This is a genomic window from Micromonospora sp. NPDC049275 (assembly GCF_043197115.1).
GTDB lineage: Bacteria > Actinomycetota > Actinomycetes > Mycobacteriales > Micromonosporaceae > Micromonospora.
Genome location: NZ_JBICSN010000001.1, coordinates 470,348 through 488,062 on the forward strand (window position 1 = coordinate 470,348; position 17,715 = coordinate 488,062).

General features: G+C 71.4%; 17 protein-coding genes. 8 read left to right on the forward strand and 9 right to left on the reverse strand.

From position 1 onward, the window contains the following. Window positions 1-19 precede the first annotated feature (19 nt). Together ACGFIE_RS02230 and ACGFIE_RS02235 are read left to right on the forward strand one after the other, a co-directional pair. Window positions 20-673, forward strand: coding sequence for an HAD family hydrolase (locus ACGFIE_RS02230; RefSeq protein WP_393290169.1), 654 nt, complete (start codon window positions 20-22; stop codon window positions 671-673). Window positions 674-701: 28 nt separating this feature from the next. After that, window positions 702-1,712 carry an NADPH:quinone reductase gene (locus tag ACGFIE_RS02235; RefSeq protein WP_393290170.1) on the forward strand — a complete coding sequence of 337 codons (1,011 nt, stop codon included), beginning with the start codon at window positions 702-704 and terminating at the stop codon, window positions 1,710-1,712. A gap of 186 nt (window positions 1,713-1,898) precedes the next feature. Here ACGFIE_RS02235 and ACGFIE_RS02240 read toward each other — a convergent pair whose 3' ends face one another. Further along, window positions 1,899-3,548, reverse strand: a complete 1,650-nt coding sequence (locus ACGFIE_RS02240; protein ID WP_393290171.1) for a fatty acid--CoA ligase — start codon at window positions 3,546-3,548, stop codon at window positions 1,899-1,901. Window positions 3,549-3,604: 56 nt separating this feature from the next. Between ACGFIE_RS02240 and ACGFIE_RS02245 the strand changes: the two genes are divergently transcribed. Further along, a complete protein-coding gene (locus ACGFIE_RS02245) occupies window positions 3,605-4,096 on the forward strand; it encodes an NUDIX domain-containing protein (RefSeq protein WP_393290172.1) in 492 nt (163 codons plus the stop codon). A 9-nt stretch (window positions 4,097-4,105) separates the two neighbouring features. Here ACGFIE_RS02245 and ACGFIE_RS02250 read toward each other — a convergent pair whose 3' ends face one another. Further along, on the reverse strand, window positions 4,106-4,330 hold the full coding sequence (locus ACGFIE_RS02250; protein WP_363687774.1) for a GntR family transcriptional regulator: 225 nt from the start codon (window positions 4,328-4,330) through the stop codon (window positions 4,106-4,108). 255 nt (window positions 4,331-4,585) lie between these two features. On the opposite strand from ACGFIE_RS02250, the gene ACGFIE_RS02255 reads away from it, so the two are divergent. Then, window positions 4,586-4,786, forward strand: a complete 201-nt coding sequence (locus ACGFIE_RS02255; RefSeq protein WP_363687776.1) for a hypothetical protein — start codon at window positions 4,586-4,588, stop codon at window positions 4,784-4,786. Between the two features lie 243 nt (window positions 4,787-5,029). Here ACGFIE_RS02255 and ACGFIE_RS02260 read toward each other — a convergent pair whose 3' ends face one another. Then, complete coding sequence (locus tag ACGFIE_RS02260; protein ID WP_393290174.1) at window positions 5,030-6,706, reverse strand: MDR family MFS transporter; 1,677 nt, start codon at window positions 6,704-6,706, stop codon at window positions 5,030-5,032. A 132-nt stretch (window positions 6,707-6,838) separates the two neighbouring features. Continuing rightward, window positions 6,839-7,378 (reverse strand): type 1 glutamine amidotransferase domain-containing protein, encoded by a 540-nt coding sequence (locus ACGFIE_RS02265; protein ID WP_393290176.1) that lies wholly within the window; start codon window positions 7,376-7,378, stop codon window positions 6,839-6,841. Window positions 7,379-7,559: 181 nt separating this feature from the next. Between ACGFIE_RS02265 and rfaE2 the strand changes: the two genes are divergently transcribed. After that, window positions 7,560-9,356 carry a D-glycero-beta-D-manno-heptose 1-phosphate adenylyltransferase gene (rfaE2, locus tag ACGFIE_RS02270; protein ID WP_393290178.1) on the forward strand — a complete coding sequence of 599 codons (1,797 nt, stop codon included), beginning with the start codon at window positions 7,560-7,562 and terminating at the stop codon, window positions 9,354-9,356. Continuing rightward, window positions 9,353-10,231: a glycosyltransferase gene (locus ACGFIE_RS02275; RefSeq protein WP_393290181.1), complete on the forward strand. Its 879-nt coding sequence runs from the start codon at window positions 9,353-9,355 to the stop codon at window positions 10,229-10,231. The genes rfaE2 and ACGFIE_RS02275 overlap by 4 nt, the downstream gene beginning before the upstream one ends. 7 nt (window positions 10,232-10,238) lie before the next feature. Here ACGFIE_RS02275 and ACGFIE_RS02280 read toward each other — a convergent pair whose 3' ends face one another. From ACGFIE_RS02280 to ACGFIE_RS02290, 3 genes are read right to left on the reverse strand one after another with little or no spacing between them, the layout of a single operon-like run. Further along, window positions 10,239-11,345, reverse strand: coding sequence for a glycosyltransferase family 9 protein (locus ACGFIE_RS02280; protein ID WP_393290184.1), 1,107 nt, complete (start codon window positions 11,343-11,345; stop codon window positions 10,239-10,241). Window positions 11,346-11,353: 8 nt separating this feature from the next. Then, a complete protein-coding gene (locus tag ACGFIE_RS02285) occupies window positions 11,354-11,905 on the reverse strand; it encodes an Hsp20/alpha crystallin family protein (protein ID WP_393290186.1) in 552 nt (183 codons plus the stop codon). Beyond that, complete coding sequence (locus tag ACGFIE_RS02290; protein ID WP_363687790.1) at window positions 11,902-12,408, reverse strand: DUF2231 domain-containing protein; 507 nt, start codon at window positions 12,406-12,408, stop codon at window positions 11,902-11,904. The genes ACGFIE_RS02285 and ACGFIE_RS02290 overlap by 4 nt, the downstream gene beginning before the upstream one ends. A gap of 164 nt (window positions 12,409-12,572) precedes the next feature. Here ACGFIE_RS02290 and ACGFIE_RS02295 point away from each other — a divergent pair, with 164 nt between their 5' ends. Next, window positions 12,573-13,190 carry a pyridoxamine 5'-phosphate oxidase family protein gene (locus ACGFIE_RS02295; RefSeq protein WP_363687792.1) on the forward strand — a complete coding sequence of 206 codons (618 nt, stop codon included), beginning with the start codon at window positions 12,573-12,575 and terminating at the stop codon, window positions 13,188-13,190. Between the two features lie 103 nt (window positions 13,191-13,293). Here the strand turns inward: ACGFIE_RS02295 and rfbD are convergent, their stop codons facing one another. Next, on the reverse strand, window positions 13,294-14,298 hold the full coding sequence (rfbD, locus tag ACGFIE_RS02300) for a dTDP-4-dehydrorhamnose reductase (protein ID WP_393290188.1): 1,005 nt from the start codon (window positions 14,296-14,298) through the stop codon (window positions 13,294-13,296). Continuing rightward, window positions 14,295-14,477 (reverse strand): hypothetical protein, encoded by a 183-nt coding sequence (locus ACGFIE_RS02305; protein WP_393290190.1) that lies wholly within the window; start codon window positions 14,475-14,477, stop codon window positions 14,295-14,297. The genes rfbD and ACGFIE_RS02305 overlap by 4 nt, the downstream gene beginning before the upstream one ends. A gap of 501 nt (window positions 14,478-14,978) precedes the next feature. Between ACGFIE_RS02305 and ACGFIE_RS02310 the strand changes: the two genes are divergently transcribed. Next, window positions 14,979-17,715: collagen-like protein (locus ACGFIE_RS02310; RefSeq protein WP_393290193.1), on the forward strand; the 2,737-nt coding region annotated here is incomplete at its 3' end.

Sequence of the window (17,715 nt, forward strand, 5' to 3'; positions counted from 1 at the left end):
TCTCGGGCAGGATGGGCCCGTGGTGGATGCGGTGGTTTTCGACTTGGACGGCGTGATCGTGGATTCCGAACCGGTCTGGGAGGAGGTCCGGCGGGCGTACGTGGCGACACACGGTGGGGCCTGGCAGCCGGACACCCAGCGCCGGCTGATGGGCATGAGCACCGGCGAGTGGGCCCGTTACCTCAGCGGTGAGCTGGGCGTGCGGCGCAGCGCCGAGCAGGTCGCCGACGAGGTGGTGCGGGAGATGGCCCGGCGCTACAAAGAGCACGTGCCGTTGATCGACGGCGCCGACGAGGTGGTGCGCCGCCTGGCCGAACGGTGGCCGCTGGGGTTGGCCAGCTCCTCCCCGACCCGGCTGATCGCGGCGGCGCTGGAGGCCACCGGCCTGACCGGCGCGTTCGCCGCGACCCTGTCCACCGAGGAGACCGAGCGGGGCAAGCCTGCGCCGGACGTGTACCTGACCGTCGCGTCTCGCCTCGGTGTCGACGCGACCCGGTGCGTGGCGGTGGAGGACTCGTCAAACGGGGTCCGCTCGGCCGCGGCGGCGGGGATGCGGGTGGTGGCGGTGCCACACCTGTCGTACCCCCTCGATCGGGACGCCGCCGGGCTCGCGGCCGTGACGCTGACCTCGATCGGCGAGTTGACGCCGGAGCTGGTGGAGAGGCTGGGTTGACGCGAGCAGAGTGGGGAAGGAACAACTGATGAAAGCCATCGTGTACGAGCGCACCGGTGACCCCTCGGTGCTGGAGTTGGTCGACCGCCCGGTGCCGGAGCCGGGGGCGGGCGAGGTGCTGGTCCGGCTGGCGGTGTCGGGGGTGAACCCGACGGACTGGAAGTCGCGGCGGGCCTTCCCGCCGGACGGGTGGCAGATCCCCGGGCAGGACGGCGCTGGTGTGGTGGAGGCGGTCGGCGAGGGCGTCGACCGCGAGCTGATCGGCCAGCGGGTCTGGATCTGGGAGGCGGCCTGGCAGCGGCCGTGGGGCACCGCAGCGGAGTACACGCTGGTGCCGGTGCGGCAGGCGGTTCCCCTGGGCGACGCCTCGTTCGAGTTGGGTGCCAGCCTGGGCATTCCGTTCCTCACCGCGCACCGCTGTCTGACGGCCGGCGAGTTCATGCCCGACGCGCTGCGCGCCGGCGCGCTGGCCGATCACACAGTGCTGGTGCAGGGCGGGGCGGGGGCGGTCGGCAACGCGGCGATCCAGCTCGCCCGCTGGGCCGACGCCACGGTGATCGCCACGGTGAGCAGCGCGGAGAAGGCACAGCTCGCGGCGGCGGCCGGCGCCTCCTACGTGATCAACTATCGGGAGCAGGACGTCGTCGAGGAGGTCGGCAAGATCGCCCCCGACGGGGTCCACACCATCGTGGAGGTCGCGCCGGCCATGAACGCGGCGGCGGACGTGCAGATGATCCGGCAGGGCGGCGCGGTCTGTGTGTACGCCGACAACGGCGGCACCGAGGTGACGCTCCCGATCCGCCCGCTGTACGTGGTGAACGCCCGCTGGCAGTTCGTGCTCGTCTACACGGAGCCGAAGGCGGCCAAGGCGCAGGGTGTGGTCGACGTGGCGGCGGCCGCCAACCAGGGCGGCGTCCGGGTCGGCGCGGACGCCGGCCTGCCGCTGCACCACTACCCGCTGGCCGACACGGCCGGGGCGCACCAGGCGGTCGAGGACGCGGCGGTCGGCAAGGTCCTGATCAGCACCAGCGACGCCTAACGGGTCGCTGGACACCCGATTTCCCCGTCATCGGGACAGACGCGAACAATTTTCGCAACAATGGCGGTGCGGGGTCACCCCGTGTGGAGCGGGCGGCCCCGGCGCGGTGCGAACGCCGGGGCCGCCCCTGGGGAGGAATGTCAGGAGTACTCCTCTGCCCAACAGGCGACAGTGCCCGCTAAAACGTTACGGTGCTGTCAGCTCGCGGACAGTCAGCTCGCCGTCGGCGTACCGCGAACGGACGACCTTCTTGTCGAACTTGCCGACGCTTGTCTTCGGCACCGTGTCGATGAACGCCCACCGCTCGGGCAACTGCCACCGGGCGACCGAACCAGCCAGGAAGTCCCGCAGCTCCTCGGCGGTCACCGACGCGCCCTCGCGGACCACCACTGTCGCCAGTGGCCGCTCGTCCCACCGCTCGTCCGGCACGCCCACCACGCACGCCTCCAGCACGGCCGGGTGCGCCATCAGCGCGTTCTCCAACTCCACCGACGAGATCCACTCGCCGCCGGACTTGATCACGTCCTTCGCCCGGTCGGTGAGCGTGATGTACCCGTCCGAGGACAGGGTGCCCACGTCGCCGGTACGCAGCCAGCCGTCGCGGAACTTCTCCTCGTCCGGGGCGTCGTCACCGACGTACCGCGCGGTCACCCACGGCCCGCGGACCTCCAACTCGCCCACGGCCGTGCCGTCGGCGGGCAGCGGCTCGCCCGACGGGCCGACGATGCGCGCCTGCACGCCCGCCGGCACGCGGCCCTGCGTGTAGCGGTAGCGCCACTCCTGTTCGCCGGTCGCCCCCGCGGGCGGGCGGGCGACCGACCCCAGCGGCGACATCTCGGTCATCCCCCAGGCGTGCACGACGTCGATCCCGTGCCGCTCGTCGAACGCGTGCATCAACGCCGGCGGGCACGCCGAACCACCGACGATCACCTCGGTGAGCGAGGACGTGTCCACGTCGTGGCTGTCCAGGTAGGCGAGCAGGTCGGTCCAGATGGTCGGCACCGCCCCGGCCAGCGTGGGCCGCTCGGCGGCGATCATCTCGGCGATCGGCGCGGCCTGGAGGAACCGGTCCGGCATGATCAGCGACGCGCCGGAGAGGAACGCCGCGTACGGCAGGCCCCACGACATGGCGTGAAACATCGGCACGATTGCCAACTCCCTGTCGGTCGGCCCGAGACCGAAGCCCTCCGGCATGCAGACCTGCAACGAGTGCAGGTAGATCGACCGGTGCGAGTAGGCGACGCCCTTCGGGTTGCCCGTGGTGCCCGAGGTGTAGCAGAGGGCCGCGGCGTCCCGCTCGTCCACCTCCGGCCAGTCGTACGTCTCCGGTCGGTCGGCCAGCAGCGCGTCCCAGTGGTGCACGGTGATCCGCTCGCCGGCGGCGGCCACCAGCGGCGCCGGGTCGCCACCGCCCACCACCACCACGTGCCGCACGGTGCTCAGCTCGCCGATCACCCGGGCCAGCAGCGGGATGAGCGTGCTGTCGACGAGCACCACCCGGTCCTGCGCGTGATTGGCGATGTAGGCGACCTGGTCGGGAAAGAGCCGCAGGTTGAGCGTGTGCAGCACCGCACCCATGCTCGGCACCGCGAAGTAGGCCACCAGGTGCTCGTTGTTGTTCCACATGAACGTGGCGACCCGCTCGTCACCTGTGACTCCGCACTCGTCGCGCAGCGCGTGGGCCAGCCGGGCGGCGGCGCGGCCCACCTCGGCGTACGTCATCCGTCGGGGTTCGCCGCCCGTCCAGGTGACCACCTCGGCCGTGCCGTGCACCCCTGCGCCGTGGTCGAGGATCCGGGAGACCTGCAGGGGGGCGTCCATCATCGTGCTACGCATGGGTAACAAGCTAGTGTCGGCGGTCACACGTTGGGAACCCCCGTAAATTGTCGCAGGTGAGCATCTCCTGGGCCGACTCGTACGTGGGGCAGTTGCGCGCACTCGCCGGGGACCGGACGCTGATGTTCGTCGGCGCCCGAGCCGTGGTCAACGACGACGCGGGGCGCATCCTGCTCATCAAACGCTCGGACAACGGCCAGTGGGCCATGCCCGCCGGGGCGATGGAGCTGGGCGAGTCGATCGCCGACTGCGCGGTCCGCGAGGTCCGCGAGGAGACCGGTCTGCGGGCACTGCGGGTCTGCGCGTTCGCCCTCTACACCGGCCCGGACCGGACCAGCACCAACATGTACGGGCACACGTACCAGGTCTTCACCACGGCGTTCAAGGTCGAGGAGTGGGACGGGCAACTGACCCGGGTCACCGACGAAACCACCGACGCCGGCTTCTTCCCCCGCGACCGGTTCCCCGCCCCACTCTCCGGCTCGGTGTTGGAAACCCTGGCCGACCTGGACGTCTTCGAGCAGACGAACCGGCTCATCCTCAAGTAGCGCTCCGAACTATTCCGCTCCCGCCACGAAGACACCTTGTCCCTGCTGGCCGTAGACCAGGTTCCGCTCGTGCAGCTCTTTCACGGCGCGATAGGCCGTCGAGCGCGCGACGTTGTAGATTTCGCCGATCTCGGAGACCGACGGCAACTGATGGCCGGGCGGATAGTCTCCGGACTTGATCTTCTGCTCGATGTCGTCGGCAACTCGGCGGTAGTGCGGTGGCCTGGTCGGCATGGCGGCTCTCCTGAACTTCAGCGGAGATCATGTTTCCAGCCCAGGTCCGATTCAGACAACCCGACAATCCAGCAGAGTGGCTACAGTGAGAACTTGACTACAGTGAGACAGTAGATACAGTGAGACAGTGACTGGTCCGCTCCTGGACTTCAGCACCCTGGAAGTTTCTCCAGTCTCTCCGCCCTGGGGAGCACGACGCATGGACTCTGCCCCCGGGGCGGGCCACTCGCGTCCACCCGGGGGAAGGTGCCGACCATGCCGATCGACGAACCGGCGTCCAAGGCAACCGAACTGTTCGTGGCGAAGCAGGTTCTCGATGCTCACTGGTCAAGGGCACTCGACCGACCGTGGCGGGCAGGTGGGTGCCTGGAGTGCCGGGGTCGCGACGACTGTCCGCAGCTCGATTGGGCCATCACGCTCATGGCGGACGTCGCTTCAGTGATGTTTCAGAAGTAGAGCTGCTTGATCGACTCGAGATCACTGAAGTCGGGGTGTCCCCGGCGGTCGGATGCCCCGATTTCGGCGATCTCGAGTCGATCAGGTCGGCCGGGCGGCTTCGTCAGGCTGCCGCCGGCGCGGCGACCTCCGCGGCGCTCGACCGCCTCAACGGCCAACACCCGCAGCCGCTACGTCTCGTGGCCGGGTGCCTGCCGGCCGCCCCGGTTCGGGGCGGCCGGCAGGCAGGCAGGCAGGCACCTGTCAGATCATCGTCTGGGACTTGGATTCCATGTCCGCGGCGGCCTCTTCCTTCGATTCCTTGGTCAGCGGCTTACCGCCCGCGGCGGCTGCCTTGCCGCCCAGCGGGTCGGCACCACCGGTGGCACCCTCGGGGCCGGCCCCGCGCAGCGTGCTGTTGGGCATCGCCAGTGTGACAAGCACCGCCACGATGGCGACGAGCCCTGCGGTCAGGAAGACCAGGTGCAGCGACTCCACGAACGACGCCTGGATGGCCGCCCGGACGGTGCCGGGCAGCGCCATGATCGTGGCCGGGTCGTTGATCGAGATGTTCGTGCCGCCGCTCGCCGCGACCGCCGCCCGCTGCTCCGGCGGGAGCTGGGCGATCGCGCCGGGCAACCGGTCGGCGAGCTGCGAGTTGAGCCGCGACGACAGCACCGTGCCGAGGATCGCCACCCCGAACGAACCGCCGAGCGACCGGAAGAACGTCGCCGAGGAGGTGCCGGCGCCCAGGTCGCGGACGGACACCGCGTTCTGCACCGCGAGGACCAGCGACTGCATGCACAGGCCGAGGCCGACGCCGATCACCACCATGAAGCCGAACGCCACCCAGAGCGACGTGCCCACCTGCAACCTCGTGAACAGGAGCATGCCGACCAGCAGGGTCGCCGACCCGGCCACCGGGAACCACTTGTACCGGCCGATCCGGCTCATCGCCCGGCCGGTGAGGATCGAGGTCACGATGATGCCGGCCATCATCGGCAGCATCAGCAGACCGCTGCGGGTCGGCGAGGCGCCCTTGACGATCTGCAGGTACAGCGGGATGAAGATGATCGACCCGAACATCACCAGGCCGAGCACGAAGCCGGCGGAGTTGGCAAGCGCGAACGTGGCGCTGCGGAACAGCCGCAGCGGCAGGATCGGCTCGGCGACCCGCGCCTCCTGGAGCACGAAGAGCACGGCCAGCACCGCACCGGCGACGAAGAGGCCGATGATCAGCCCGGAACTCCACGGGTACTCGTTGCCGCCCCAGCTCAGCGCGAGCAGGAGGCAGCTCACCCCGGCCACCAGCAGCCCGGCGCCGAGCCAGTCGATCGCGTGGTCCCGCCGCTCGAACGGGATCAGCCGCATCACGTGGTAGCAGACCACGATGGCCAGGATCGCCAGCGGCACGTTGATGTAGAAGATCCACCGCCAGTCGGTCTCGGCGAAGTATCCACCGACCAGCGGGCCGGCCACCGACGCGATTCCGAACACCGCTCCGAAGAGACCCTGGTAGCGGCCTCTCTCCCGGGGCGAGACCACGTCCGAGATGATGGTGAACGCCAGCGTCAGCAGACCACCGGCGCCGAGGCCCTGGATGCCCCGCGTGATGATCAGCTGGGTCATGTTCTGCGACAGGCCGGCCAGCAGCGACCCGAGCAGGAACGTGCCGATCGAGAAGAGGAAGACCGGACGACGCCCGTACAGGTCGGCCATCTTGCCGTACAGCGGGGTCGACGCGGTCGAGGCGAGCAGGTACGCCGTCACCACCCACGAGTAGTGGTTGATCCCGCCCAGCTCACCGACGATTGTCGGCAGGGCCGTGCCGACGATGGTCTGGTCGAGGGCGGCCAGCAGCATGCCTGTCATCAGGCCCAGCATGAGCAGCCGGATCTGCTGGCGATTCAGTACCGGCGCGGCAGAGGCTTCGGTGGTCATCAAGCCCTCTTTCCCGACCACCCCAGAACATGCTCCCGACCACCCCAGAACATGCGTTGATCATGAAGTTATTGCCCCGACACGCCGAGCGGGGAGGCAATAACTTCATGATCAACAGGGTCTGGGCCGGGGTCAGGCTGCGAAGGCTTTGGTGATCTTCGCGCAGAAGGCGGGGAGGTCGTCGGGCTTGCGGCTGCTGATCAGGTTGCCGTCCTCCACGCACTCCTCATCCACCCAGGTGGCGCCGGCGTTGGTCAGGTCGGTCCGTAGGCTGGGCCAGGAGGTGATCCGCCGACCACGCACCACGTCCGCCTCGATAAGCGTCCACGGGCCGTGACAGATCACCCCGACCGGCTTGCCGGCGTCGAAGAACGCCTTCACGAACCGCACCGCGTCCGGGTCGGACCGCAGGAAGTCCGGGTTCGCCACCCCGCCCGGCAGCACCAGCGCGTCGTACCCGGCGGCGTCCGCCTTGTCCGCTGTGACGTCCACGTCGTACGTCTTGGACTGGTCCAGGTGGTTGAAGGACTGGATGGAACCGGGCTTGAGCGAGACCAGCTCGGCCGTCGCGCCGGCGTTCTCGACGGCCTCGCGCGGCTGGACGTACTCGACCTCCTCCACGCCGTCGGCGGCCAGGAAGGCGATCCTCTTGCCCTGCAATGTCGCTGCCATCTCGGTACATCTCCTTTCCGGGGTACCTCAATGTCCTTCCCGCCCCCCAACGCGCGAAACACCCCACGCCGGTGACGACCGGCACCGTACCGACGAGGGCGGGACGAAAGGCCGCCGGACCTGCGGCGCAGCCGTCCTCGGCCCAGGTTTGTCCCGAGGGCCGCTGGGGACCCGGGGAGGCATGGCAGGAGCAGCAGCGGAACAGCGCCGGCTCGCGACCGTCGTGGAGAGCTGGCTCGGACGCCCGGTCCTCATCGTCGGCGACGCCATGCTGGACGAGTGGCGGTTCGCCGACTCCGACCGGCTCTGCCGGGAGGCGCCCGCCCCGGTCCTCACCCTGCGTCGACGGATCTCCGCAGCCGGTGGGGCCGCGAACACAGCCGTCAACGTCGCCACCCTCGGCGGTCGGGCCGTGCTGGTGGCGCCGGTCGGCGCGGACGTGGCCGGCGACGAACTGCACGACTGTCTGGACCGGGCCGGTGTCTGGGACCGTACGGTCAACCAGCCCGGTAGGCCCACCCCGGTGAAGCGGCGGATGCTCGCCGGCAACCAGATCCTGCTCCGGGAAGACTCCGGCGACGCCGACGACGCACTCGACCCGGACGGGGTGGCCCGGCTGCTCACCGCGCTGGACTGCGCCACCGAGGAGCTGCGCGCGGCCGCCGGCGGGGAGGCGCCGACCCTGGTGGTCTGCGACTACGGCCTGGGGGCACTGCCCGCGCCGGTCCGCGCGTGGCTGGTCGAGCAGCGCGAGCGGTACGCCACTGTCGCGCTGGACGCGCACGACCTCGCCGACTGGGGAGGGCTCGCGCCGACCGTGGTCACCCCCAGTTTCGCCGAGGCGACCCGGCTGCTGGCCCGTGCCGGCGGCGCGCACCGCTCGACCGCCGGCGCCGACCTGCACCTGGAACACCCGGACAGCGATCCGGCCGACGGGCCGTCCGAGCTGAGCGTCGGCGCTGCTCCGGGCGGGGCCCGCACCGACGACCGGCCCGGCCCGGTCGGCGAACCCACCGCGAGCGAGGGTCGGGTGGCCCTCACCGGCGACGGTCTGAGCGTCACCGGCACCGGCGTCACCGTGAACACCGAGGCCGGAGCGGGCGTGGACCGGGCAGTACTGGCCGAGTCGCGCCTCGCCGAGCTGCGCGCGCACACCGGCGCGGACGTGGTCGCGGTGACCCTGGACACCGACGGCGCGGTGGTCGGCGGCGCGGACGGGGAACGGCGGCGCAGCCACAGCACCCCGGTCCCCGCGAGCCATGCCGTGGGAGCCGGAGACGCGTACCTGGCGGCCATGACGTTGGCCCTGGCCGCCGACGCGCCACTGCCCACCGCCGCGCAGCTCGCCCAGCTCGTGGCCACCATCACCGTGTCCGACACCGGCACCTGCGTGTGCCTGCGGGAGGACCTGCTCGCCGCCCTCGACATGCCGTCGGAGGCCACCGGGCACCCGGCGGTGGTCGGCACCGACGAACTGGACGCGATCGTCGCCGAACACCGCGAGGCGGGCCGGTCGGTGGTGTTCACCAACGGCTGCTTCGACGTGCTGCACCCCGGGCACGTGCGCTACCTGGAGCAGGCCCGCGCCCTGGGCGACCTGCTCATCGTGGCGGTCAACTCGGACGGCAGCGTACGCCGGCTCAAGGGGCCGGACCGGCCGGTCAACCCGGTCGAGGACCGGGGCGCCCTGCTGGCCGCGCTGTCCTGCGTCGACCACGTGGTGGTGTTCGAGGAGGACTCGCCCGCCGCGCTCATCGAGGCGGTTCGGCCCGACGTGTACGTCAAGGGCGGCGACTACCCGCCGGAGCTGGTGCCCGAGGCGCCGCTTGTGCGCCGGCTCGGCGGTCAGGTGCGAACGCTGGGGTATGTGCCGGACCGGTCCACCTCGGCGATCATCGAGCGGATCCGGTCGCACACCCAGGACCCGTCGCCGCAGGCCGCCGACCCGTCGCTGAGCCCCCGCACCCAGGCGTCGTGAACCGGCCCCTCGCCCTCGGCACCCCGGCGGAGTTCCACGCCGACCGGCTGGTCGACGTGCTGATCCCGACCCGTAACCGGCCCGCCGAGCTGGCCGTCACCCTGGCCGGGCTCGCCGCCCAGGGCGGGGTGCCCGGCTTCGGTGTGGTGGTCAGCGACCAGTCCGACGGAGACCCCGCGTACGCCCACCCCGCGGCGGCCACCATGGTCCGGGCGCTGCGCCACGCAGGCCACCCGGTGCTGTTGACCCGCCGGCTGCCGCGCCGCGGGTTGGCCGAGCACCGCGCCTACCTGCTCGCCGCGTCGTCGGCCCGATACGTGCTCAACCTCGACGACGACGTCTGGCTGGAACCCGGCGCCCTGCACCGACTTGTCACCGCGATCGAGGAGCTGGGCTGCGGGTTCGTCGGCAACGGCGTACACGGCCTGTCGTACACCGGCGACGTACGGCCGGAGTCGCACCGGCACTACGAGGAGTGGGTCGGCCGGCCCGTCCCGGAGCGGGTCCGGCCGGGCACCCCCGAGTGGGATCGCGCCCGCATCCACTCGGCCGCCAACCTGCTGCACGTCACCGCCGAGCTGGCACTGCCGCCGGGCGCGTGGCGGGCGTACAAGGTGTCCTGGATCGGCGGGTGCGTGCTCTACGACCGGGCCAAGCTCGTCGACTCCGGAGGCTTCGACTTCTGGCGACGGGTGCACGAGAAACACCAGGGCGAGGACGTGGCCGCCCAGCTCGCGGTGCTGGCCCGCCACGGCGGGGCGGGCATCCTGCCCAGCGGCGCCTACCACCTGGAGTCCCCCACCACCGTCACCGAACGCGACGTGGAGGCGTGGGAGGTCGTCCTCGCCGACGAGGACACCCCGCAGCCGGCCTGAGCGCCGGCTACGGGCTGAGCAGCTCGCGGGCCGCCTCACACACCTCGGCCGTCGGCACGTCGGCGACGAACGAGTCGCGGTGCGGGCACTCGCCGTCGCCCGGCCGGTGCGGGTAGATGCCCGGCGTGCAGTCGACCCCGCAGACCGGGCAGTGCACCATCCAGGAGCTGATCGGCCGGTGCCGCCCCCGCAGCGGTGTCGCCGTGTTGATCAGGTTGCCGACCCAGAAGATGCCCACCGTCGACGCGCCCACCGCGGCGGCCAGGTGCAGCGGGCCGGTGTCGTTGGAGATCACCAGCGCGCAGCCGGCGTAGCAGCCCGCCAACCCACCGAGGCTGAGCGTGCCGACCTGCGGCCGCACCGGCACCCCCGCCGTCGCGACCACCTGGTCCACCACCTCCCGCTCCGAGGGTGTACCGGTGACCAGCACCTCGTACCCGTCACCGTGCAGCACTCGGGCCACCTCGGCGAACCGCTCGGCCGGCCAGCGGCGCCGGGTGTCGCTGGCACCGGGATGCAGCGCCACCCGCGGTCGGGTCGGCGGGCCGAGCACCCGCTCCGCCTCGGCCCGGTCGGCGTCGGTGACCGCCAGCGTCGGCACGATGGTGGTCGCCGGGGCGCCCACCAGGGCTACCGCCTCCAGATAGCGGATCACCTCGTGCTGGTAGTACACGTAGCGGACCCACCGGTCCAGCGGCGGCGCGTCCTCGGCGCGCAGACCCGCCGTCACCCGGGCGCCGAGGCGGCTGATCAACGGGTTGGAGTTGGCACCACCGCCGTGGACCTGCATCGCCAGGTCGAAGCCCTCGCCGTTGGCCGCCGCCACGAAGTCGTCCATCGTGGACGCCGGCTCGCCGGGCTCCGGCTCCCGGATGCCGGGGCCCGGAGGCACCACAAGCACCCGATCCACCGGGCCGGGCCGGTCGCGCCAGAGCTTCGCGTGCCACGGCGCGCCGAGCAGCACGATCTCCGCCGAGGGGTACGCGGCGCGCAACGCGTCCAACGCCGGCAGGACGAAGATGAAGTCGCCGAGTGCGTTGGCACGCAGCACCGCGATCCGGCGCACGTCTTCGACTCGCCCGGCCGTCGGGCCGAGCAGGGACGGGGTGACCACGCGGCGCGCTACGGCCGGTCGATCTCGCCGACGGAGTCCGGGTGGTGCATCTCCCGGTCCGCTGCGGGATCGGCCGGGATGGGCGTACCCCCGGCGGGGCCACCCGAGCGTGGCCCGGTGCGGCCGACGGTGATGGTGCGCGTCGTGGGCCGTGCCGCCCTGGGCAGGCGGACGCGCAGCAGCCCGTGGTCCATCACCGCGTCGATGCCCTCCCGGTCGACGCGGGACGGCAGGTCGACGCGGTACTCGAAGCCGCGGGTTTCGAACCCCCCGGGGATGCCCTGCTCGGCGTTGACCTCCGCCTCGGAGCGGGCCCGCACGCACAGCTCGCGGTCGTCCAGCTCGACGGCCACCTCCTCGGGCGCGACGCCCGGCAGCCGGACGACTACCTGCCAGCCGTCCGCGGTCTCGGTCAGCTCGACGTCGGACGACCCGGCCCGGCCGCCGACCAGCCGGCTCAGCTCGGCGCGCAACGACTGCAGCTCGCCCATCGGGTCCCAGCCCTGCTGCCGGCCACGCCAACCCCGGCCGGGACCGCCGGCCTGCTGCTGCTCGCTCATCGCACGTCTCCGATCCGCTGGGTGGCCGTGGTGGGCCGCAGTGAGCTGGGCGCGTCCAGGCCGGCGTCGCGGTCGACGCCCACACCGAGCCGGTCGACCAACTCACCGCCGAGCCAGGCGCTGATGCCGAGGATCGCCACCGCGACCACCTCGATGGCGATCAGCGAACCACCGGCGGCCCGTGAGTCGGCGTTCAACCGGACCGCCCACACGGCGACGAAGAGCAGGATCACCGCGACGTTGGCGCCCGCGTGGAGCAGAGCCACCCGCTTCGCGCGGGTGCCGGTCGGGATCGCCAGCAGGTCGAACGAGCCGGCCGCCGCGGCGAGCAGACCGCCGACCAGGCCGACGGTGATGTTCCAGTACGCGACCTCACCGAGGAAGTCGGGCCCGCCGACCGTGTCGACGATGTCGAACAGCACCGCGGTGACCAGCAGCGCGACCGGGAACATGACCAGCATCGGATGGACTGGATGACCCAGCACCTTGAGTCGGCTCTCCATCTCCCGGCCTCCACTGGTCGGCGTTCCTGCGGACGGTACGTGCGGCGGGCGTGTCGGAGGAGGCCGTACCCCCGGCGACCGGGGGCAAACCTCACGCTGGTCACGCGGGCCTAGGCTGGCAACGGTGGCGTCGCCACCCGGGTCAACGGCTGGGGGAGGATCACGTGACGGTGGAGATCACCTCGCACGAGGAACTGCGGGAGCTGCTCGGCACACCGGGGGTACGCGCAGCGAACAAGGAACGCGTCCGCCTGCACGAGCGGGACCGGCAGTGGCTCGCCGCCGCGCCGTTCTGCCTGATGGCGACGGCCGGCGCGGACGGCACCTGCGACGTCTCACCCAAGGGCGACCCGGCCGGGTTCGCGCTCGTGCTGGACGACACGACCATCGCGCTCCCGGAGCGGCCGGGCAACAAGCGGGCCGACGGCTACCGCAACATCCTGGACAACCCGCACGTCGGGCTGCTCTTCCTGATCCCCGGTCGCACCGACACGCTGCGCATCAACGGGCGGGCCCGGCTGGTCCGCGACGCGCCCTGGTTCGACGACATGGTGGTCAAGGGCCACCGACCGGTGCTCGCCGTGGTGGTGGAGATCGAGCAGATCTTCTACCACTGCGCGAAGGCGTTCCTGCGGTCCGCGCTGTGGCAGCCGGAGACCTGGCAGCCCGAGGCGCTGCCGTCCCGCGCCCGCCTGATCAAGGAGGTCGAGGCGCCCTCCGAGAGCCTGGAGGACCTGGAGAGGCACTACGGCCCGGAGTACGCCAAGAAGATCTACGTCTGACGTCGTACCCGTCGCGGTCAGGCCCACCACCGCGCGGAATCGCCGACCTTGCTCGTCGACCAGGCAGCCGACGGAGTACGCACTCAGGTCAAGCAGGCCCGGCTCACACGCTCTGCGGACCGCCGCTCGTGTTCGCCGCCACCCGCACCGCGGACGGCGCCTTCGACCACGCACCGGGGGTGCTGCTCGCGCGTGGTCGCGCGGCACCGGACGGGGCCGTTCGCGCAGCCTCGGCCAGTTTCGCGAGCCCGGGGCTACGCAGAGCAGCACGAAGCTGGGTACGCCAGTCGTCCATCAACTCCAGGCCGGCTTCCGCCCACCGTCGGCGCGCGAGCACGCTGAACGCCGGCCGGCGCGCCAGTCGTGGGAACCCATCCGTGGTGGTCGGCCGGACGCGGTCCGGGTCCAGACCGCACTCCTCGTAGACGGCGCGGGCCAGGCCGTACCAGGTGGTGCGCCCTCCGGCGACGCCGTGGTAGATCCCCGCGGCGAGTTGGCCGGCGCGGGCGGCGTCGCCGAGGCCGGCGATCCCCTCGGCGAGCATCGCCGACCACGTCGGCTGCCCGTGCTGATCGGCCACCACCTGCACGTCGGGCCGGTTCGCCGCGAGCAGGAGCATGGTCGCCACGAAGTTGGGACCGTGCTCGCCGTAGAGCCACGCGGTACGCACCACGTAACCGGTGTGCGGCAAAATGGCGCGCACCGCCCGCTCGCCGACGAGTTTGCTGCGCCCGTACGCGTTGACGGGTGCCGGCGCGGCCGCCTCGTCCAGCGGCGCTCTCCCGTCCCCGGCCAACACGTAGTCGCTGGATACGTGAATCAGGTGCACGCCGTGGTCGGCGCAGGCGCCAGCGAGGTGTCGTACGCCGTGGCCGTTGACCTCTGTGGCGAGCTCCTCGGCCGTCTCCGCACCGTCCACGTCGGTCCAGGCTGCGGCGTTGACCAGGATGTCGTGCCCCGGGACGGCCCGGGCGACGGCCGCCGCGTCGGTGATGTCGAGTTCGTCGTGACTGGCGGCGGTGACCACCGTGCCGGGTCTGGCGCGTAACACCTCGACGATGTCGCGCCCCAGCATGCCGCCGGCACCGGTGACGAGCCAGCGGATCATCGGGACGCCGCGGCGTCGGTGGCCTGGCGGTCGAACGCGGCCACCGGGCTGGGCCGGGCCACCATCTCCCGCTCCGCCATCACCGACGGGCCCCGCAGATTCTGCGGGGGTGCGCGCTGTGGATTCGGCGGATCGAATGTCCGTTGGGCGCCGGAACGACGCCCAGGAACGCGGCGCACAGGACGAATGTGTCATCGGCGCGGGCGCGGAAGGCAGGGTCATGCACACGGTGGAGGCGGCCGGCACGGAGGCGACCAGATCATGACGGAGACCGCGTAGCTCAACCTCGTCCATAGCTCTGACGAGGCTAACCACTAATCTCCCTCAAACTCAGCTAAATCTCCATAAAGCTCCCATCGATTCGCCTCAGCAACAGCTAAGTCGAGCCGAGTTCGGGTTCGTGCCCCATCCCTGGCAGATGTTGGCGCCGCCCCATGGGGCGAGAGGCTGGACCGGCCACTGAGGGGCGGCACCAACTGGACCTGCCCCGGCACATGGTCACCGTGCGGGTCCCGTGCCGGCGGGGCGCCGACCCCAGGGCTCGCCGATCGCCCGGTATGCGCCTAAATGCGGCATAACTAACCTGCTCGGTAGATCCGTCGCCTACTCTGCAATTCGCCGACAACCGTACGTCACGAGTAGGTAGCTCTGGGTGCATCTGGGGCGGCCCTGGAGGGGTCATGAGCAACGACCGACGGCTACGGCCAGGGCCGAAGCATGCCCGCGCCGCCTCAGGATTGAGCTCCGCCCTGCTACTGGTCGGGATGACGGGTGGGCCCGCAGCGGCGGCGCGACCTCAAGAAGCGGAGTCGTCTGCCCAGGGCATCCACATTGGTACGCCCGGTCCGGTCGGCCAGTACGGCGGGCTCCCGTTGTACTGGCCGACCGCCTTCCGAGACGACGGCGGATCTGACGATTCGTGGAAGCCCTCCCCCAGCACGCCACCGGACTGCGGTCCGCAGGGCTGGCAGGGCCCGTGGGGTGGGCACGACAAGGGGGGCAAGCAGCCGGACCGGGACCATCACCACGGCCCCAAGGGCACTCAGGGCCCTCAGGGCGACGCAGGGGCTCAAGGCGCACAAGGCGCTACGGGCGCACAAGGCGCGCGGGGCGACGCGGGCGCTCAAGGTTTCCAGGGCGCGCAAGGTGACACCGGGGCACAAGGCAGCCAAGGCACACAGGGCGATACCGGCGCGACTGGCGCGCAGGGAGCTCAGGGCGACACCGGCGCGCGAGGAAACAGCGGTGCCCAGGGAGCTCAAGGGTTCCAGGGCGCCCAGGGCAACACGGGTGCTCAGGGCGGGCAGGGCGAGACCGGCGCTCAGGGGGCTCAAGGTTTCCAGGGCAACACCGGCGCCCAGGGCGCGCAAGGTACCCGGGGCAGCCAGGGCAACACCGGCGCGCAGGGCGCACAAGGCTTCCAGGGCAACACGGGTGCCCAAGGCGCTCAGGGCAACACGGGCTCTCAAGGCCCGCAGGGGGCACAAGGCCTCCAGGGCGACACCGGCACACAGGGCGCGCAAGGCACCCAGGGCAGTCAAGGCACCCAAGGCGACGCCGGCGCTCAAGGTGCCCAAGGCAACACCGGCGCCCAGGGAGCTCAAGGCTTCCAGGGCAGCCAGGGCGAGACCGGTGCTCAAGGCGCCCAAGGAAACACAGGTGCTCAAGGTGCGCAGGGGGCTCAAGGCTTCCAGGGCAGCCAGGGCAACACCGGCGCACAAGGCGACACGGGCGCGCAGGGCGCACAAGGCTTCCAGGGCAGCCAGGGCAACACCGGCGCACAAGGCGACACGGGCGCGCAGGGCGCACAAGGCAGCCAGGGCAGCCAGGGCAGCCAGGGCAGCCAGGGCAACACGGGTGCCCAAGGCGCTCAGGGCAACACGGGCTCTCAAGGCCCGCAGGGGGCACAAGGCCTCCAGGGCGACACCGGCACGCAGGGGACGCAAGGCACCCAAGGCTTCCAGGGCACCCAAGGCAACACCGGCGCTCAAGGTGCCCAAGGCAACACCGGCGCCCAGGGAACTCAAGGCTTCCAGGGCAGCCAGGGCAACATCGGCGTACAAGGCGCGCAGGGGGCTCAAGGCTTCCAGGGCGATACCGGCGCACAGGGACCGCAAGGTTCCCAGGGCAACACCGGCACCCAAGGTGCCCAAGGCAACACCGGTGCTCAAGGCTCACAGGGGGTACAAGGCTTCCAGGGCGACACCGGCACACAGGGCGCGCAAGGCTTCCAGGGCAGCCAGGGCAACACGGGGGCCCAAGGCGCTCAGGGCAACACGGGCTCTCAAGGCCCGCAGGGGGCACAAGGCCTCCAGGGCGACACCGGCACACAGGGCGCGCAAGGCACCCAGGGCAGTCAAGGCACCCAAGGCGACGCCGGCGCTCAAGGTGCCCAAGGCAACACCGGCGCCCAGGGAGCTCAAGGCTTCCAGGGCAGCCAGGGCGAGACCGGTGCTCAAGGCGCCCAAGGAAACACAGGTGCTCAAGGTGCGCAGGGGGCTCAAGGCTTCCAGGGCAGCCAGGGCAACACCGGCGCACAAGGCGACACGGGCGCGCAGGGCGCACAAGGCTTCCAGGGCAGCCAGGGCAACACCGGCGCCCAAGGCGCTCAGGGCAACACGGGCTCTCAAGGCCCGCAGGGGGCACAAGGCCTCCAGGGCGACACCGGCACACAGGGCGCGCAAGGCAGCCAGGGCAACACCGGCGCACAAGGCGACACGGGCGCGCAGGGCGCACAAGGCAGCCAGGGCAGCCAGGGCAACACCGGCACCCAAGGCGCTCAGGGCAACACGGGCTCTCAAGGCCCGCAGGGGGCACAAGGCCTCCAGGGCGACACCGGCACGCAGGGCGCGCAAGGTTCCCAGGGCAGCCAAGGCGACGCCGGTGCACAAGGGGCACAAGGCAACACCGGCGCCCAGGGAGCTCAAGGCTTCCAGGGCAGCCAGGGCGAGACCGGTGCTCAAGGCGCGCAGGGGGCTCAAGGCTTCCAGGGCGACACCGGCGCACAGGGACCGCAAGGTTCCCAGGGCAACACCGGCGCACAAGGCGCACAGGGGGCACAAGGCACCCAGGGCAACACCGGCGTACAGGGCGCCCAAGGCGACAGCGGTGCCCAGGGAGCTCAAGGCTTCCAGGGCAGCCAGGGCGAGACCGGTACTCAAGGCGCCCAAGGAAACACAGGTGCTCAAGGCGCGCAGGGGGCTCAAGGCTTCCAGGGCGACACCGGCGCACAGGGACCGCAAGGTTCCCAGGGCAACACCGGCGCACAAGGCAGCCAAGGCTTCCAAGGCGCCCAAGGCAACAGCGGCCCACAAGGCAGCCAGGGCGACACCGGCGCGCAGGGAACTCAGGGCTTCCAAGGCGCCCAAGGCAACACCGGCGCACAAGGCAGCCAGGGCGACACCGGCGCGCAGGGAA

Bases quoted from the DNA above. Each gene is read 5' to 3' on its own strand.
- ACGFIE_RS02240 (WP_393290171.1), bottom strand. From the start codon at position 3,548: ATGCGTAGCACGATGATGGACGCCCCCCTGCAGGTCTCCCGGATCCTC.
- ACGFIE_RS02235 (WP_393290170.1), top strand. From the start codon at position 702: ATGAAAGCCATCGTGTACGAGCGCACCGGTGACCCCTCGGTGCTGGAG.
- ACGFIE_RS02255 (WP_363687776.1), top strand. From the start codon at position 4,586: ATGCCGATCGACGAACCGGCGTCCAAGGCAACCGAACTGTTCGTGGCG.
- ACGFIE_RS02260 (WP_393290174.1), bottom strand. From the start codon at position 6,706: ATGACCACCGAAGCCTCTGCCGCGCCGGTACTGAATCGCCAGCAGATC.
- ACGFIE_RS02290 (WP_363687790.1), bottom strand. From the start codon at position 12,408: ATGGAGAGCCGACTCAAGGTGCTGGGTCATCCAGTCCATCCGATGCTG.
- ACGFIE_RS02250 (WP_363687774.1), bottom strand. From the start codon at position 4,330: ATGCCGACCAGGCCACCGCACTACCGCCGAGTTGCCGACGACATCGAG.
- ACGFIE_RS02285 (WP_393290186.1), bottom strand. From the start codon at position 11,905: ATGAGCGAGCAGCAGCAGGCCGGCGGTCCCGGCCGGGGTTGGCGTGGC.
- rfaE2 (WP_393290178.1), top strand. From the start codon at position 7,560: ATGGCAGGAGCAGCAGCGGAACAGCGCCGGCTCGCGACCGTCGTGGAG.
- ACGFIE_RS02265 (WP_393290176.1), bottom strand. From the start codon at position 7,378: ATGGCAGCGACATTGCAGGGCAAGAGGATCGCCTTCCTGGCCGCCGAC.
- rfbD (WP_393290188.1), bottom strand. From the start codon at position 14,298: ATGATCCGCTGGCTCGTCACCGGTGCCGGCGGCATGCTGGGGCGCGAC.